Source organism: Aeromonas sp. HMWF014 (genome assembly GCF_963878295.1).
GTDB lineage: Bacteria > Pseudomonadota > Gammaproteobacteria > Enterobacterales > Aeromonadaceae > Aeromonas > Aeromonas popoffii.
Genome location: NZ_CAWNYS010000284.1, coordinates 20,438 through 36,677 on the forward strand (window position 1 = coordinate 20,438; position 16,240 = coordinate 36,677).

Genomic DNA, 16,240 nt, shown 5'->3' on the forward strand with positions numbered 1-16,240 from the left:
TCGCTTGGCAATCTGTTTCGTCAGCGTGGCGAGGTTGACCGAGCCATCAAAATCCACCAAAACCTGGTGACCCGTGAGCTGACCCGTGAACAGCGCCAGCTCGCGCTGCAGGAGCTCGCGCGCGACTTCCTGGCAGCAGGCTTGCTGGATAGAGCCGAGGCGCTCTGGAACGAGCTGTGCGAAGACGGCGACTATGAAGAGACGGCGCTGGCCCAGTTGCTGATCATCCATCAGCAGTTACGTGACTGGGACAAGGCCATTGAGGTCGCAGTGCGGTTGCAAAAGTATCAGGGCAAGAAGCTGGCCGATCCCATCTCGCATTTCTATTGCGAGCAGGCAGACAGTGCATTGCGCGACGGCGACAAGCCTGCGGGGCTTGCCAAGCTCAAGCGGGCGCTGGGTGTCAATCCAGCGTGTGCCCGTGCCAGCCTGCGACTGGCCGAACTGGCGATGGCGGCGGGGCAGTATGAGCAGGCAAGCAAGGATCTGCTGCGGGTGTTCGAGCAGGACATCGACTTTGCTTCCGAGGCCATCCCCTGGCTCACCGAATGCTATCAGCGCCAGGGCCGCTCTCTCGAGCTCATTCCCTTGCTGGAACAGGCGGTGGAGGATCACGCCGGCGTCAGCGTGACCCTGGCCCTTGCCAAACTGGTGGAGGAGCGTGATGGCCTGAGTCAGGCCCGCGCGTTGGTGCTGCGCCAGCTGCGCCGTCATCCTTCCATGAAGGGTTTCTACCAGCTGGTGGGCTTCCAGCTGGCCAGTGCGGAGGAGGGGCCTGCCAAGGAGAGCCTGGAGTTGCTGCAGCAACTGGTTGGCGAACAGATCAAGATCAAATCTACCCACAAGTGTCGGCAGTGCGGCTTTGCCACCCACTCGCTGTTCTGGCAGTGCCCATCCTGCCGTCAGTGGGGATCCATCAAGCCGATCCGCGGCCTGGACGGCGAGTAAGAGCCAAATCAATTGAAAGTGAGATGCCGGGTGCGGCAAGTGCCGCTGCGGTGTTATCAGGTTGAGCCTGGGCCTGGATGGTGACGCCACGCCCAGATGGTGAACAACAATCAATAGGAAGTGAGATGCTAGATCCCAAAGTACTGGTCGCGCTGGATTATCAGCACGAGGCCGATGCCTTCGCGTTCATTGAACGTATCTCTCCGGCCCAGTGCCGCCTCAAGGTGGGCAAGGAGATGTTTACCCTGTTTGGCCCCCAGTTTGTGCGTCAGCTGGTGGCCAAGGGATTTGATGTGTTTCTGGATCTGAAGTTTCACGACATTCCCAATACCGTGGCCAAGGCCGTGGCCGCCAGTGCCGAGCTGGGAGTCTGGATGGTCAACGTCCATGCCAGTGGTGGCGAGCGAATGATGCGTGCTGCCAGAGAGGCGTTGCTGCCCTATGGCGACAAGGCGCCGCTGCTTATTGGGGTGACAGTGCTGACCAGCATGGAGCAATCCGACATGGCGCCGCTTGGTCTGGACGTGAGCCCGGCTGAGCAGGTGATCCGGCTCGCCACATTGACCAAGGCAGCCGGGCTGGATGGGGTGGTCTGCTCCGCCAATGAGGCTCGTGATCTCAAGGCCTTGCTCGGCGCCGACTTCAAGCTGGTGACCCCGGGTATTCGCCCCACCGGGTCTGCGGCCGGGGATCAACGCCGGGTGATGACGCCGCTGGCTGCGATGCAAGCCGGCGCCGACTATCTGGTCATAGGTCGCCCCATCACCCAGGCAGACGATCCCGCCGCCATGTTGTCAAGCATCAATGCGGAGCTGACTGGGCGTTAAAATTTGAAGGCCGGGTACACCCCCGGCCTGTTTTTTTGGTCAAGGCAGCCTGGTGTTGGGCGCCATCACTCCTTGATGGCCTGACTGCCGAGACTGACGGGCAACAGGCCGAGCAGCAGGCCCGCCACCGAGCCAATCAGATGTGATTCGATGTGAACCCGGGCACCAATCAGTGCAGAAGCCGGGCTCTCGCCCGCGCTGTAGAAGTCCACTCCGAGCTTGATGACCACCCCCAACAGCATCAGCCAGCCCGAATAGCGGCGATAGCGGATGTCCTGCAAGGCTCCCCACACGAACAGGCCGTGCAAGGCTCCCGACAGCCCCATGTACCACTGGGTCTGCGGGCATAACCACCAGATGCCGACACCGACCGCGCACCCCAGTAACAGCAGTAATACCGGCAGGCGGCAGCCCGTCAGGTATTCGCGAAACAGGCTGTAGATCACGCACAGGCCACTCAGGTTGAGCAGCAGGTGCCATAAATTGGTGTGGGCCAGATTGCCTGTTATGATGCGCCACCCTTCGCCTTGGGCGATCAGGGCGCGTTCGAAGGAGAGTAAATGATTCGGTACTGTGAAGAAAAGCAACAAGCTGGCGAGTGAAAGCGTGATGACCCAGAGCAATCCTGATTTTTCTGACGACATGAAACAGCCCAACGACAAGAACAGTCGATACTGTACACGTTGCGCCAGAGCACTCAAAGCCTGTCTGTGTGATTATATTCAGCAGGTGTCTCATCTTGCTCCCCTCCATATTTTGCAGCATCCGAGCGAAGCGGGGCATCCCAAGGGGACTGCCGCCCTGCTGGCCGCCTCCCTCACCCGCGCCAGCATTCATGTCGGGGAGGATTTTGCCGAGGCACATTGGCTCAATGCCTTGCTGGCGGATCCCAAGGTGCACTGCTATCTGCTCTGGCCTGACGAACATGCGCTGGGGCTGGATCAGGTGCGCGATCAACTGCGCCAGGCGGGGGAGCACCGTCAGGTCTGCTTTTTGCTGCTCGATGGCACCTGGCGCAAGGCGTATCGCATCTTGCACAGCAATCCGGCCCTGCTGCGGCTGCCCAGGATCAAGCTCGGTGCCATACCGGGCCAGTACTCCATTCGCAAGAAGCCGTTTCCCGAGGCGTTGTCGACCCTGGAGGCGGGCTACCATCTGTTATCCCAGTGGGAGGGTGAGCCCGCGCGCTTCGCCCCGCTGATGAACCTCTTTACCCATTTAAACCGGCAGTGGCATGACTTTGCACAAGGTCGCCGTACTTGAACTGCCTGAAGGAGTGAAAAAGTGAAAAAAGCCGTTGTGGTATTCAGTGGTGGGCAGGACAGTACCACCTGTCTGGTGCAGGCTCTGGCCCATTATGACGAGGTGCACGCCATTACCTTCGACTATGGCCAGCGCCATCGGGAGGAGATTGAGACGGCTCGCCGACTGGCCAGTGCGCTTGGTATTGCCGCCCACAAGGTGATGGACGTGACCCTGCTCAATGAACTGGCGGTCTCGGCCCTGACCCGGGATGACATTCCGGTCCGCTGTGAGCTGCAGGACAATGGTCTGCCCAATACCTTCGTGCCGGGTCGCAACATACTGTTTCTGACCCTGGCCTCCATCTATGCCTACCAGGTGGGCGCCGAATCGGTGATCACCGGGGTGTGCGAGACCGATTTCTCCGGCTACCCGGACTGCCGCGACGAGTTCGTCAAGGCGCTCAATCAGGCGGTCTCCCTGGGGCTGGGTCGCGGCATTCGCTTCGATACTCCGCTGATGTGGCTCGACAAGGCCGAAACCTGGGCGCTGGCGGATCACTATGGTCACCTGGAAACGGTGCGCCAGCAGACGCTGACTTGCTACAACGGCATCGCTGGCGATGGTTGTGGCACCTGTCCTGCCTGTGAACTGCGTAGCCGGGGGTTGAACCTGTATCTGGCCGACAAGGCGGGTATCATGGCTCGGCTGTACGAGAAAAGCGGACTGTGAGCCTGCGTCTTGCCCTCGCTTGGGGTATAATCCGCGACTTTTGCAACAAGCCGTGACCGAGATGCACTACCCAATCAACGAGATATTCCAGACCATTCAGGGGGAGGGCATCTTCACCGGCCTGCCCGCCATTTTCGTTCGCCTGCAAGGCTGCCCTGTGGGTTGTCCCTGGTGCGATACCCGTCATACCTGGATTGTCGATCCCGCTCGTGAAGTGGGGGTTCAGGCGGTGCTCGACTGTTCCAATGAATCCGATGGTTGGAGCAAGATGAACACTGAGCAGATCCTGGCCAGTTTCCAGCAGCTCGGTTATCAGGCCCGGCATGTGGTGATCACCGGGGGTGAGCCTTGTCTGTATGACTTGCAGGCGCTCTCCTGTGCCTTGCTGGCAGCCGGCTATCAGGTGCAGATCGAAACCAGCGGTACCAGCGAGATCCAGACCCACGCCAATACCTGGGTCACGGTTTCGCCCAAGATTGGTATGAAGGGGGGACTGCCCGTGCTGATATCTGCCCTTGAGCGTGCCAACGAGATCAAGCATCCAGTGGCCACTGAGCGCCATATCGAGGAGCTGGATGCCCTGCTGGCGACCGCCACCTTGCGCCCAGACGTGGTGATTGCGCTGCAACCTATCAGCCAGAAGCCCAGAGCCACCCAGCTGGCGATGGCCACCTGCATCGCCCGTAACTGGCGGCTCTCCATCCAGACCCATAAATATTTGGACATAGATTAATATGGAGTGGCTGTCTGACGAGCGGGTGTTGTTGACCCTGACCCACAAGATGCCTTACGGCAAATATCAGGGGCGGCGCATCATAGATATTCCTGAACCCTATCTGGTGTGGATGGCCCGTACCGGCTTTCCCGCTGGCGCGTTGGGCCAGACGCTGGCCCTTGCCTATGAGATCAAGCTCAACGGGCTCGAATCCATGATTGTTCCCATTATTAACAGGATGTCGGTATGAGAATATATACAAGGCAGGGTGATAAAGGTATGACCCGGTTGGCCGATGGTGTGCAATTGGCCAAGGATGATATGCGGGTGGAAACCTATGGTTATATTGATGAATTAAATTCTCATATAGGTCTACTCATTGCCGAGGTTCCTGCCACTGAAACCGGCTTATTAGCCGACCTGTTATTGTTACAACAAGAGTTGTTCGATCTGGGTGGTGAACTGGCATTTTCCAGCGATGGTCAGCAGGAGGCCATCTGGCAGGTGAATAATGCGTGGACGTTGCGACTGGAGCGGCAAATTGATGACTACAGCGCCAATTTACCCGTGCTGCGCAATTTCATTTTGCCCAGTGGTTCCCGGGCAGCGGCGCAAGCCCATGTAGTGCGCACCCTGACCCGTCGCTGTGAGCGCCTGCTGCTGAGTCTGAGCCGTGCAGAGCAGATCAATCCCGCTATCCTGCCTTATATCAACCGGCTGAGTGACTGGTTCTTCACCATAGCCCGCTATCTGCTGGCCTGTACCGCGACGCCAGAAGTGCTCTGGGTCAAGGCGACAGAACGGAGTCGATGAGCTGACATCCGGCATAAAAAAAACCTCGCAGTGCGAGGTTTTTTTATTGGAGGTCGTTTACCTGATCAGATGGCAAATTCTTCGACGGATTTACCGTCGGCAACGGCCTTGGCAATCGCGGACGGCATGCGGCCCTGACCGGTCCAGGTTTTTTCAACGCCGTTATCCAGATAGCGATATTTGGCCGGGCGAGGGGCGCGCTTGCTTTTCGCGGCTTTGGCCGGTTCAGTGGCAACGGTTCCCACCAGTTCGGCAGGGTCAATGCCGGCGGCTTTCAGCATTTCGGCATATTCGTTAATCTTGCGCTGATGCTCTTCACGGGCCTGACGATCAGCGGATTCATCTTGCTGACGTTCGGTAACAATAGCAGAGAGTTTTTCCATCCCCTCTTCCAATTGCTCCAGAGTGAGCTCACGGCACGCTGCGCGCAAGCTACGGATATTCAGCAGTACTTTCAAAAATTCGTTCATAGTGTCCACCACGCGAGCAAAGGAGTGAATTAAATAAAAAGAGTAATTTTGTGTAATTTATACGGCAGATTACTATTAAGTCAAGATAAGCGAAATAATAAATTCAGCATGAAAATTAAGTGAGCTATTTCGGATTCAGGCAGGATCCAGCGATATTGACCTACATAATACTCGACTGAGTTCTGAATAGATGAAAATAGCGACAAAATCGAAATAATTGCACCGTTTGACTACCATTTCGCCATTTTTAAACGCCCTGCATGGGGATTTAATCAAAAAACTTGCTATAACGTGCCAGCGCGATAAAATGTGCCTCGAATACCTTTAAGTAGAGGCGCGCTGCCTATAAGTACTTGTGCGGAGGGTGATGCCTGTGATGCACAACGAAAGGAGTCAGCGCCGAAGTGGCCAGGCCATCATACCGGGCTGCTGGTTCTGCATCGAACAGGTGCAGGACTGCCATAGTCATCCACTATGGAGCGCTACCTGAAGGGGCTGAGGAGTATAACCTCCCCATGGGTTTTGTTTCTTTATCCTCTCGGTAGATCTCCACCTGCTGTCTTTAGGTGTAAAGAGATCATGGACATCATTCATTACGCCGACTCCGGTTGGTCTGTCATTCCCCCTTTACTGGCCGTCGCTCTGGCGATCATCACACGCCGCGTCCTGGTGTCGCTGGGCGTTGGTATTGTTGCCGGTAGTCTGTTGCTCAATCAGTTTTCTCCGCTCGATTCCCTGCATTACATGTTGAACACTGTGCTCAAGATCTTCTGGGTCGACGGTGCACTCAATAGTGACAACGTCAACATGATCCTGTTCATGCTGCTGCTGGGCGGCCTCATCAGTCTGATGAGCGTTTCCGGTGCGACCCGCGCCTTCGCCGAGTGGGCTGAGCGTCGTGCCAAGACCCGTAAGGGGGCCAAGGCGCTCACCGGCATGATGGTGTTTGCCTTCTTCATCGATGACTTCTTCCACAGTCTGTCGGTGGGGGCCATCTGCCGTCCGGTCACCGACCGCTTCCAGATCTCCCGCGCCAAGCTGGCCTATCTGCTGGACTCCACCGCGGCGCCCGTCTGCGTACTGATGCCCATCTCCTCCTGGGGAGCCTACATCATTGCCCTCGTGGGCGGCATCATGGCGGCGCACGGTCTGACAGATCAGAGCCCCATCTCCGCCTTTGTCGAGATGATCCCGATGAACCTCTACGCCGTGTTCACCCTGGTCATGGTGCTGGTGGTGATCGCGTTCCAGCTCGATATCGGCCCCATGCGTCAACACGAAGAGTGGGCGCTGGCAGGCAAGCTGTGGGACGAGTCCAAGGGCCGCCCCATCGGTCTGGATATGGAGAGCCCGGAAGAGAGCAACGGCGGCATGATCGACATGGTATTGCCGATCCTGACCCTGACCGTCGCCACCATCTATTTCATGGTCCACTCCGGTGCCGCCGCGTTGAGCGAACAAGGGCTGCCGTTCAGCGTGCTCGGCTCGTTCGAGAATACCAACGTCGGTTCTTCTCTGGTCTATGGCGCTCTGTGCAGCTTGGTGGTCTCCATCGGTCTGGCCATGCGCCTCAAGCTCGGTGCGAATAACTGGATTAAGGCCGCGCCACAAGGGGTCATGGCCATGCTGCCTGCCATCAACATATTGTTGTTCGCCTGGGCTATCGGTGCCGTGGTGCGCGACGTGGAAACCGGCAAGTACCTGGCCTCCATGGCCAACGGCAACCTGCCGACCGAAGTGTTGCCAGCCGTGGTGTTTATCCTCTCCTGTGCCATGGCGTTTGCCACCGGCACCAGCTGGGGCACCTTCGGCATCATGCTGCCGCTGGCCGGTGACATGGCTGCCGCCAGCGACATCAGCCTGATGTTGCCGATGCTGGCCGCCGTGCTGGCAGGCTCGGTGTTTGGCGATCACAGCTCGCCCATCTCGAGTACCAGTATCCTGTCGGCCACGGGGGCAGGGTGCCATCACATCGATCACGTGATGACCCAACTGCCCTATGCGCTGGCCATCGCCTTCGGTGCTGCGCTCGGTTACCTGGTCATGGGGCTGATGCATTCCGTGCTGGCGGGCTTTACCGTCAGCGGGCTCTGGTTTGTGATCTTCTCCGGTTATCATCTGCGCAAGGCTCGGCGCCATCGAGCGCTGGCTATGGCATAAATAGAACAAGGGGCCCACGGGCCCCTTGGTTTTGGCAGGGGCTTTGGTTAGCATGCGCTCCATAAATTCAGTTTCGGAACAACACCATGGCTTCACTGCACTACAAATTTGCCACCATGAATTCAGGCAAATCCACCCAGCTCATTCAGGCCCACTTCAATTATCTGGAGCGGGGCATGCAGCCCCTGGCCATGACACCGGCCATTGATGACCGCTTCGGCGTGGGGGTGATCAGTGCCCGGGTGGGATTGGAGCTGAAGGTGGATGTGTTCAGTGACAGTTGCGATCTGTTCGAGATGGTGAAGGCGCGCCATGCCCAGAAGCGTATCGATGTGTTCATCGTCGACGAGGCCCAGTTCTTGACCCGCGAGCAGGTTTACCAACTGGCGCGCATCGTCGACGAGCAGGATATTCCCGTGATGGCCTATGGCCTCAAGACCGACTTTCGGGGGGAGCTGTTCCCGGGCTCCTATCATCTGCTCTGTCTTGCCGACAAGTTCGAAGAGCTGAAAAGCATCTGCTGGTGTGGCAACAAGGCGCACATGAACTCGCGGGTTAGCGCTGCTGGCCAGGTGATGCGGGATGGTGAGCAGGTGGAAATCGGTGGCAACGATCGCTATGTGTCGTTGTGCCGCAAGCACTATCTGGAAGGGCGGGCCTACAAGTGATCGGGCCGCGATAAGAGAGAAGGGCGCCAATCTGGCGCCCTTCTTGTTTGTTTACGACTCAGTCGATCTCGATATCCACCGGCGCAATGATGGGATCGGCCACCGGCAGACGATGGAACAGCTGGCGAAAATGTTGCTGGACCCGGCCTATGTCCACCAGTGACATGCCCGAGGCGAAGCCGAACCAGACGTAGAGCCCGGTGAGATCGCGAAACATGGGAGGCAGGTAGCGGGGAGCATCGATCAGCCCCTCCAGATAGTGCTGATAGAGCACAGGAATGTCGTCCAGGGTCACCTTGCCGACGAACAGCATGGGCAGGATTTCGGGGACCCCTTCCAGCACAGCGCTGCGGATGAAGTTGACCGTCTCCACGTAGCCGCGCACGTAGGAGAGATCCTTGGTGAAGCAGGCACCGCCGCCAACCACGCCGCCGCGAAACACCCGCTGGGTGATCATGTAGGCGTCGTGTTCGCTGGTGCCCTGCGCCACAAAATGCTGGAACACCTCGATAAAGTCGGCGCCGCGCTCCGCCATGTCGATGGCTATCACGCGATCCGAGATGCGCTTGGCCCGATCCGGAAAGGAGCTGAAGGTGAGCGTTTCGATCAGGACCGCCAACCCCTCCTGACAGGCGGTGATACGCGGCGAGCCAGCGCTGAGCCAGGTGGCGTAGGGTTGCTGGCGGCCGTTGAGGGTGGTGCCCACGTGCACCCAGCCTTCGTGCACCTCCAGTACCTGCAGGTCCAGCTCGGAGAAACGGGCGTGGGAATTGAGCTTGATGTAATCGCTGCCGGCGGCGGCATCCGAGACGATGCCATCGCTCAGCTTGACCTGCACCGTGCCATCGCTGAAATAGCTCGACAGTTTGCCCTGCAGCTTGGCGACCGCTGCTTCCCCTTCAAATTCCTTGGGATAGGGGCGCACCAGATGGCGGGCACCAGGCAGGGAGAAGATGTCGCACAAGCGGGCTCCCAGCTCCCTGAGGGTCTTGCGATCGCCGCGCAGGTGATCACTGGCCGAGCCGTACAGCAGCTGGCTGTAGCGCAAGAAATCAGGCTGTCCGCGTTGGCGCAGCATCTCGATCACCACCATGTACTGATCGACCGTCTCTTGCAGTATGCGGCCCAGATCATCCCGAGGGCCCAGCCGGCGCCGGATCCTGTCCCGCAACTCCTTGAGTTCAAGATACTTGTTGCGGGGATCGAAGCCGAGGGGCAGGGCATCGTAGAAGTGCTGATCGATGGCGGGCAGTGCGCGTCCTCCGTTGGCCAGAAAATCGGCCTGGAGATGACGGGGCCACTTGATGGCATCCAGAATGCGAATGGGCTTTTGCAAGGCCAGCAGTTCATCCGACAAGGATTTCAGATGCAGGCGGTACTTTTCTTGGATGGTCATCAGGCCTTCTGCGGGGGGAAGGTGGGGCGAGAATAACTGAGTATATGCATAGTGCTTGCCAAAAAGAAGCTGGCGCCCAGCTTATCCGGCCACTGCACTTTTGGTTGCCGGAAAATTGGTTTAGACTGCGCCCCTTGATCCTTATCGTGTCGTGGAAATGATGAATATCCCCAGCTCTGAAATGATAATGCGTTGGTTGCAGCAGGCTCGTATCGAGCACTATGTCTGCGATCAGTGTCATGGCATCCACATTGTCTCCCTGCAGTCCGTCGACGGCATTCAGGAGAGCCGGATCTTTGTCGAAGAGGAAGGGCTGCTGTTTTCATCCGAGCTGGAAGTGCGTCCTTCCTCGCTGCTGCCGCTGATGGCCGAACTGGGTCGCCTCAACATGCAATATCCGTCGCTCAAGGTGTTCCTCGACATCATTGATGACAACCTGCCGCGCCTCATCGTGGGCCACACAGTGTTTACCAAGGCGGGTCTCTCCGTGGAACAGTTCCTGCTGTTTGTCGAAAGCACCACGGCCGCGACCCATGAAGTGGTGTCCGAATGCGAGCGCCTTGGCTTCCTGAACCTGCCCGAGATCCAGGTCGCGCCGGAGTGCGTGCACTGATTTGTGCGTTAAATGTGCGAACGATTCGTCAGGTAAAAAAAACCGTTGACGCCGGCGGGGCTTTCCCCTAAATTACGCCCCGTTCCAGCGCAACAGCGCCATGAACACTGTGTTGGCTGAACACGTTAAACAACAGACCAGAATTTGGTGATGTGCCCGAGTGGCTGCCAGAGCAATGCTCTTGGCAAGCACGAGCTCATGACTAAAACAAATTGGTGAGGTGTCCGAGTGGCTGAAGGAGCACGCCTGGAAAGTGTGTATACGGCAACGTATCGAGGGTTCGAATCCCTCCCTCACCGCCAAATAAAACAAAAGGGCCTGTCGACAGACAGGCCCTTTTGTTTTTTCCCGTGATCGCTGGTGCGACCCGTATCCAGGGGGCAGGCTCGTCGTCTTTCACTGCCTGCCGGGGGATGCTCCTTCACCGAGCGCGGGCGTCACTGCCCTGCTGCTCTTTTGCTCGTTGCCGCTATGCCTCATGTCTCCCGAATTGAGATGAGAGATCCTGTGTTAAGCCGTGGCTCGCAGGGCGTAGCCAGCATATGAGGGCATGTCAGCGTCTGCCTGCGACAGTGCCTTGGCGCAGGGCTGGGCAAGCGCGACGGACACCCGGGAGGTGAGGCGGGTCAGCAGTTCATAGGGGATAGTCCCTATCTTCTCTGCCACCTGTTCCACCGGCAGGCCCTCGCCCCACAGGATCACCTCATCCCCGCACTGATCGCTGGCCTGTGGCCCGAGGTCGACCGTGATCATGTCCATGGCAACCCGGCCGACGATGGGCACCCGGCGATCGTTGACGAGCATGGGCGTCCCCTCGGGAGCCATGCGCGGATAACCGTCTCCATAGCCGACCGCGACCACCCCGAGGGTGGTGTCGCGATGGGCCACCCAATGGGCGCCATATCCAACCGATTCTCCCCGCTTGCACTTTCTGATGGCGATTAGCTGACTCTTGAGGGTCATGACGGGGCGCAGCCCATGATCGGAGGCCAGCTGGCCTCCGAAGGGGGAAGCGCCATAAAGCATGATGCCAGGTCTTATCCAGTCGCTACGTGAATCCGGCCAGGCCAGGATCCCTGCCGAGTTGGCCATGGCCTTCTCGCCCGGCAGGTGGGCGGTGAGCATCTTGAACGCCTCGATTTGCTGCTGGGTGGCTTGGCTATCCTGCTCGTCGGACTGGCTGAAATGGGTCATCAGATGAAAAGGCTGCACCACGTTTTTGCATCGGCCAAGGCGCTCGATAAAGGCGGGCAGCTCCTGCTCCCTCACGCCCAGCCGGTTCATCCCGGTATCGAGCTTGAGCCAGACCCTGACGGGGGCCGGCAATTGGGCCCGTTCGAGCAGCGCCAACTGCTCCCAGGTGTGCAGTGTGGTCTGCAACTCCTGGGCTGCCAGCAGGGAGAGCGCCTCGGCCGAGAAGAAGCCACCCAGCACCAGAATGGGTTTGGTGATGGCATTTGCACGCAGTACCAGCGCCTCTTCGAGTCGTGCCACCGCATAGGCATCTGCCTGGACCAGGGTGTTGGCGACCTGCAGCAGGCCATGGCCATAGGCGTTGGCCTTGATGACTGCGATGATCTTGCTGTGGGGGGCGTGGCGCCGCACGACGGCAAAATTGTGATGGAGCGCATCGACATCGATGCTGGCCGTAACTGTGTTCATCATGGGTTCGGGTGTCTGCTCGATGAGGTTCGGGGTTGGCTGTTTATCTCAATCTTGACCCGCTGGCCTGAACGCCTTGGGTCAGGTCGCCGCAGACCGCGCAGCGGATGTTGTTTTATATGCTTTGAAATGTACAGTTATGTTATCAGTTGTTTTTTGTTTGGTAAATTATGTGGCGAATAGGAGTGAAGTAATGGCATGAATACGGGATATTCCTCTGTATAAATATGCTTCCCGATGCTTTCTTTTGCTCCCTATCACACGATATTTATCACTGGTTATGACCCTCCACAGGCAGGGGTTAATGTGGCGTTTCAGTGAGTTGGGGTCGGGTATTATGCGTGTTGAGACGTTTTGACAGGGATGGGGGGCGAGACTGGCCGGATGAAGGCGCGGAGGAGGGGAAAAAGCAGGGCTGCCGGGATGGCAGCCCTGTTGACCAGCTACACCTTGAAGAAACCGATGCCCTTGTTGAGTTGATGGATGATGTCGGTCAGCTGGGAGGCATCGTGGTTGACGCTCTCGGCGGCGGATACGTTCTCCAGCGACATCTGGGCAATCTCCTCGACCGACTGGGCAATCAGCTGGCTGGCGGCGGCCTGCTCATGGAGCATGGAGCTGATCTCCTGGATGAGGCCTACCACCTTGCGAGAGCTCTGATCCACCTGGGCCATGGTATCGCTGGAGCTGTCTGTGGTTTCTCGCACCCGGCTCATGCTGTCGGCACAGGTATTCATTCCCTTGACCGCCCCTGTGGCCCCCTGCTGGATCGACTTGAGCATCTCGTTGATCTCTTGCGTCGCCTGGGTCGTCCGCGCTGCCAGGGTGCGCACCTCGTCGGCGACCACGGCAAAGCCACGGCCCATGTCACCGGCCCGGGCTGCCTCGATGGCGGCGTTGAGTGCCAGCAGGTTGGTCTGGTCCGCCACCCCCTGGATCATCACCGAAATCTGGCTGATGCGGGTGATGTCATCGAACAGCCCCTGCACCTGTTTGGCCGAGTCGTTGACGGCTGTGGTGACCCTGAGCACCTCTTGCGAGGCGTGCTTGACCTGCTCTTCACCGGCATGGGCGATCTCCCCTGACTGGACCACCACGCTGTTGGCCTGGTTGGCGAAGGAGGAGAGCTGGGAGACGGAAGTGGTCAGCTCTTCGACCGACGCGGCTGTGTTGGCGGTCGCCAGAGATTGTTGCTGGGAGCTGGTGTTGACCTGCTGGGCGGCGGCGACCAGTTGGGAAGAGCTGGCGGTCAGCCCTTCGGCGGCGTGCTGCATAGTCGTGACAATGTCACGCAAGCTTTGGCGGGTGCTGCTCATGGCTTGTTGCATCTGGGTCAGCTCATCGTTGCCTTCCGCACTGTCTTGCGCCGTGAGATGCCCTTGCGCCAGTTGCTTCAGCTCGCCCATGATGGCGGTCAACGGCATATTGATGCTGTTGCTGAGTAGCCAGCCCAGCAACAGGGAGAGTATGACGGAGCCCGCGAGTATGGTGTAGGTGGTCGTGGTGATATCGGCAACGACGACATCGCTCTCATCATAGGCCTGCTTGCCGAGCGCCTGATTGATGTCCACCAGCTTGCTGAGCTGGTCGTCGACTACCTGAAAGCTGGTGGCGGTGTCCCCCTTCATCAGCTTGAGGGCGGTGTCGTTGTCACTGACATAGCTGGCGGCCATCGCCTTTTTTGCACTCTCTTTGTAAATCGACCAGGTTCTGTCTATTTCCGCCAGCGCGGCTTTTTCCGGCGCGGTCAGATAGGTCGCCCGGTATTTATTCAGCAAGGTATTCACCTTCTGTTCGTAGCCATCCATCTGGCTGGCGATCCTGTCCATGCCGGGCTGTGTCGGTTCGATGACATAGTCAAACAGCGACCGGTTATGGTAGATGGCCTGCATATTGGCGTTGGCTACGTCGGCGATGGGGGTCAGGTTGTTGAGATACATGCTATTGAGCATGCCGTCGACTTTGGCGGTGTTCTGTTTGCCGTAGAGCCCCACCCCGAGCAGGATGAGATTGAGCAACAGAAAGGAAACAATAAGCCGCGTCTTGATGGAGATCTGGCGAAGTAGATTGTTCATAGTAGCCTCATGCTTGTTTTATGTCCGTTCCCTGCAGCGAGATTACGACTGCTCTCTTGTCATCCCACCCCTGGCCGGGTGAGCACCACCATATCGTTTCTGCCTTCTGGTTATATCACCCTTTATTTTACTCTGGCTTGCCATTCGGCAAACCAGGGCGCTATTTGTGCCACAGGTAACGGGCGACTGACGTAATAGCCCTGGGCCAGTTCACAGCCCAGCTGGGCCAGTTGCCGCCAGTCCTCTTCGCTTTCAACCCCTTCGGCCACCGTTTTGAGCCCGAGCTTCTGGCTCATGACAATGGCTGAGGTCAATATCGCCAGCTTCTTCGGGCTGCTATGGGCGTCGTGGACAAATTCTTTATCTATCTTGATCTCGGTGAAGGGGCAGCGGGATAACTGCTTCATGGAGGAGTAGCCGGTGCCGTAATCATCCATTGCGATGCCAAACCCCCTGAGCCGCAAACGCGCCAGCGTGCCCAATGAGATGGAGAGATTGGACATGAAGGTGGTTTCGGTGACTTCAATAATGATGGCGTGACAGGGCAGTTGATGTGCCTGCACGATGTCAATCATGTTCTCGACCAACTTATCCGTGAGTAGAAGGCTCACCGGCAAATTAATCGAACAGCTGACGGGGCAGGGCAGGGTGGCCAGTGCCGTGAGCGCATCACAGGCGGCGTGCAGGAAGTGATAAAAGAAATCCAGCGCCAATTGCCCCTCTTCCAGGTGATGGACGAAACAGACGGGCGGGATCACGCCGTGTTCGGGATGGAGCCAGCGCACCAGGGCTTCAAAGCCATAGAGGCGCGAATCCACCATCGTTATCTTGGGCTGCAAAAAGGGCACCAGTTGCCGGTTGTCCAGCGCCTGCTGCACATCGTTGGCGGTGAAGGCGAGCTGCATCCACTTCTTGTTTTCCCTGTGAACCTGGGGGTCGCAGTGCTGCAGCATGTTGTACAGATCGCTCGATTTGAGCGGCTTTGACAGCACGCCGATCACCTCCAGGGTGCCCGCATCGGCAATGGCGTGGATCACATCCAGCACATCCTGCTCCACCCCGCTCATGACGGCGACAAACATCCGGTAGTGGGTGTTTTTTTCCAGGTTGCTGATGAGTTCTACCCCGTCCATGCCGGGCATGTTGAGGTCTGTCAGCAGCAGATCGATGCGCACCTCCATATGCTCCAGTTGCTGCAACTTGTCCAGCGCATCCTGACCGTCTTGAGCCACATGAATTTGGCCAAACCCCAGCTCCTGCAACAGGCAGGTCACCTCATACTGCTGAGGGCGGGAGTCATCCACCACTATGGCACAGCGGCCTTGCCATTGTTCCAACAACATAATTACACGCCTCGCAGATCGGGACGGCTGAGCGTCTGGGTGATGTGTGTGAGTGACATGACGTCATCCACGCCGCCATGGGCGATGGCCTCTTTTGGCATGCCAAACACCACGCAACTGCCTTCATCCTGCGCTATGGTGCGCGCCCCGGTGTCGTGCAGCTCTTTCATGCCCCGGGCCCCGTCGTCTCCCATGCCGGTCATGATGACGCCAAGTGCGTTATGGCCCGCGCTAACGGCCACCGAGCGAAACAGCACGTCCACTGATGGACAGTGGCGGGAGACCGGCGGCCCCTCTTTCACCTCGGCCAGATACTGGGTACCGCTGCGCTGGATCAGCAGGTGTTTGCCTCCCGGGGCTATGATGGCGACGCCTGGCAGCAGGCGATCGCCGGTGACGGCTTCCTTTACCTCCAGCTGGGAGAGGCTGTTGAGCCGCTCGGCGAAGGAGGCGGTAAACCGGGCGGGCATGTGTTGCACGATAGCCAGCCCCGGGCAGCTGGCGGGCAGGCGGGAGAGCAGGTATTCCAGCGCCTGGGTACCCCCGGTGGAAGTCCCCAGCGCGATGATCCTCTCC

Annotated in this window: 17 protein-coding genes, 1 tRNA gene and 1 riboswitch; of the genes, 11 read left to right on the top strand and 7 right to left on the bottom strand. The window is 58.4% G+C overall.

The features are described 5' to 3' along the window. On the top strand, positions 1–948 hold a 948-nt coding region (locus AAC083_RS11755), incomplete at its 5' end, for a lipopolysaccharide assembly protein LapB (RefSeq protein ID WP_258224665.1). A gap of 125 nt (positions 949–1,073) precedes the next feature. Continuing rightward, a complete protein-coding gene (gene pyrF / locus AAC083_RS11760) occupies positions 1,074–1,775 on the top strand; it encodes an orotidine-5'-phosphate decarboxylase (protein ID WP_108536688.1) in 702 nt (233 codons plus the stop codon). A gap of 65 nt (positions 1,776–1,840) precedes the next feature. Here the strand turns inward: pyrF and rrtA are convergent, their stop codons facing one another. Further along, positions 1,841–2,419: a rhombosortase gene (gene rrtA, locus AAC083_RS11765; RefSeq protein WP_258224666.1), complete on the bottom strand. Its 579-nt coding sequence runs from the start codon at positions 2,417–2,419 to the stop codon at positions 1,841–1,843. On the opposite strand from rrtA, the gene AAC083_RS11770 reads away from it, so the two are divergent. The 5 genes from AAC083_RS11770 to AAC083_RS11790 all read left to right on the top strand — a co-directional run bounded on the left by AAC083_RS11770 (position 2,385) and on the right by AAC083_RS11790 (position 5,277). Beyond that, positions 2,385–3,038, top strand: a complete 654-nt coding sequence (locus AAC083_RS11770; RefSeq protein ID WP_181364726.1) for a tRNA-uridine aminocarboxypropyltransferase — start codon at positions 2,385–2,387, stop codon at positions 3,036–3,038. The genes rrtA and AAC083_RS11770 overlap by 35 nt on opposite strands. A gap of 21 nt (positions 3,039–3,059) precedes the next feature. Then, positions 3,060–3,749 (top strand): 7-cyano-7-deazaguanine synthase QueC, encoded by a 690-nt coding sequence (queC, locus tag AAC083_RS11775; RefSeq protein ID WP_108536691.1) that lies wholly within the window; start codon positions 3,060–3,062, stop codon positions 3,747–3,749. A 61-nt stretch (positions 3,750–3,810) separates the two neighbouring features. Then, entirely contained in the window at positions 3,811–4,482 is a 672-nt protein-coding gene (queE, locus tag AAC083_RS11780) for a 7-carboxy-7-deazaguanine synthase QueE (protein WP_181364727.1), read from the top strand. A 1-nt stretch (position 4,483) separates the two neighbouring features. Continuing rightward, positions 4,484–4,714: a DUF3820 family protein gene (locus AAC083_RS11785; protein ID WP_042034330.1), complete on the top strand. Its 231-nt coding sequence runs from the start codon at positions 4,484–4,486 to the stop codon at positions 4,712–4,714. Then, positions 4,711–5,277 (top strand): cob(I)yrinic acid a,c-diamide adenosyltransferase, encoded by a 567-nt coding sequence (locus AAC083_RS11790; RefSeq protein ID WP_108536693.1) that lies wholly within the window; start codon positions 4,711–4,713, stop codon positions 5,275–5,277. The genes AAC083_RS11785 and AAC083_RS11790 overlap by 4 nt, the downstream gene beginning before the upstream one ends. A 65-nt stretch (positions 5,278–5,342) precedes the next feature. On the opposite strand, the gene AAC083_RS11795 is transcribed toward AAC083_RS11790, so the two are convergent. Continuing rightward, entirely contained in the window at positions 5,343–5,747 is a 405-nt protein-coding gene (locus AAC083_RS11795; protein WP_042034328.1) for an H-NS family histone-like protein, read from the bottom strand. Positions 5,748–6,068: 321 nt separating this feature from the next. After that, a riboswitch (Lysine riboswitch) is annotated at positions 6,069–6,240 on the top strand. A gap of 86 nt (positions 6,241–6,326) precedes the next feature. Here AAC083_RS11795 and AAC083_RS11800 point away from each other — a divergent pair. Both AAC083_RS11800 and AAC083_RS11805 read left to right on the top strand, forming a co-directional pair. Beyond that, positions 6,327–7,907: a Na+/H+ antiporter NhaC family protein gene (locus AAC083_RS11800; RefSeq protein WP_108536694.1), complete on the top strand. Its 1,581-nt coding sequence runs from the start codon at positions 6,327–6,329 to the stop codon at positions 7,905–7,907. Between the two features lie 86 nt (positions 7,908–7,993). Continuing rightward, on the top strand, positions 7,994–8,575 hold the full coding sequence (locus AAC083_RS11805; protein ID WP_042034326.1) for a thymidine kinase: 582 nt from the start codon (positions 7,994–7,996) through the stop codon (positions 8,573–8,575). 58 nt (positions 8,576–8,633) lie between these two features. On the opposite strand, the gene AAC083_RS11810 is transcribed toward AAC083_RS11805, so the two are convergent. After that, positions 8,634–9,971 (bottom strand): flavohemoglobin expression-modulating QEGLA motif protein, encoded by a 1,338-nt coding sequence (locus AAC083_RS11810; protein ID WP_108536695.1) that lies wholly within the window; start codon positions 9,969–9,971, stop codon positions 8,634–8,636. 157 nt (positions 9,972–10,128) lie between these two features. On the opposite strand from AAC083_RS11810, the gene AAC083_RS11815 reads away from it, so the two are divergent. Together AAC083_RS11815 and AAC083_RS11820 are read left to right on the top strand one after the other, a co-directional pair. Continuing rightward, the gene (locus AAC083_RS11815; RefSeq protein ID WP_080741086.1) at positions 10,129–10,584 is read left to right on the top strand and encodes a YbjN domain-containing protein; all 456 of its coding nucleotides are present in this window, start codon (positions 10,129–10,131) and stop codon (positions 10,582–10,584) included. Positions 10,585–10,798: 214 nt separating this feature from the next. Next, positions 10,799–10,886, top strand: a tRNA-Ser gene (locus tag AAC083_RS11820). A gap of 208 nt (positions 10,887–11,094) precedes the next feature. Here the strand turns inward: AAC083_RS11820 and alr are convergent. The 4 genes from alr to AAC083_RS11840 all read right to left on the bottom strand — a co-directional run. Further along, positions 11,095–12,249, bottom strand: coding sequence for an alanine racemase (alr, locus tag AAC083_RS11825; RefSeq protein ID WP_181364728.1), 1,155 nt, complete (start codon positions 12,247–12,249; stop codon positions 11,095–11,097). A 440-nt stretch (positions 12,250–12,689) separates the two neighbouring features. Beyond that, positions 12,690–14,321: a methyl-accepting chemotaxis protein gene (locus AAC083_RS11830; protein WP_108536697.1), complete on the bottom strand. Its 1,632-nt coding sequence runs from the start codon at positions 14,319–14,321 to the stop codon at positions 12,690–12,692. Positions 14,322–14,443: 122 nt separating this feature from the next. Further along, the gene (locus tag AAC083_RS11835) at positions 14,444–15,664 is read right to left on the bottom strand and encodes an EAL domain-containing response regulator (protein ID WP_108536698.1); all 1,221 of its coding nucleotides are present in this window, start codon (positions 15,662–15,664) and stop codon (positions 14,444–14,446) included. Positions 15,665–15,666: 2 nt separating this feature from the next. Continuing rightward, on the bottom strand, positions 15,667–16,240 hold a 574-nt coding region (locus AAC083_RS11840), incomplete at its 5' end, for a chemotaxis protein CheB (protein ID WP_308811008.1).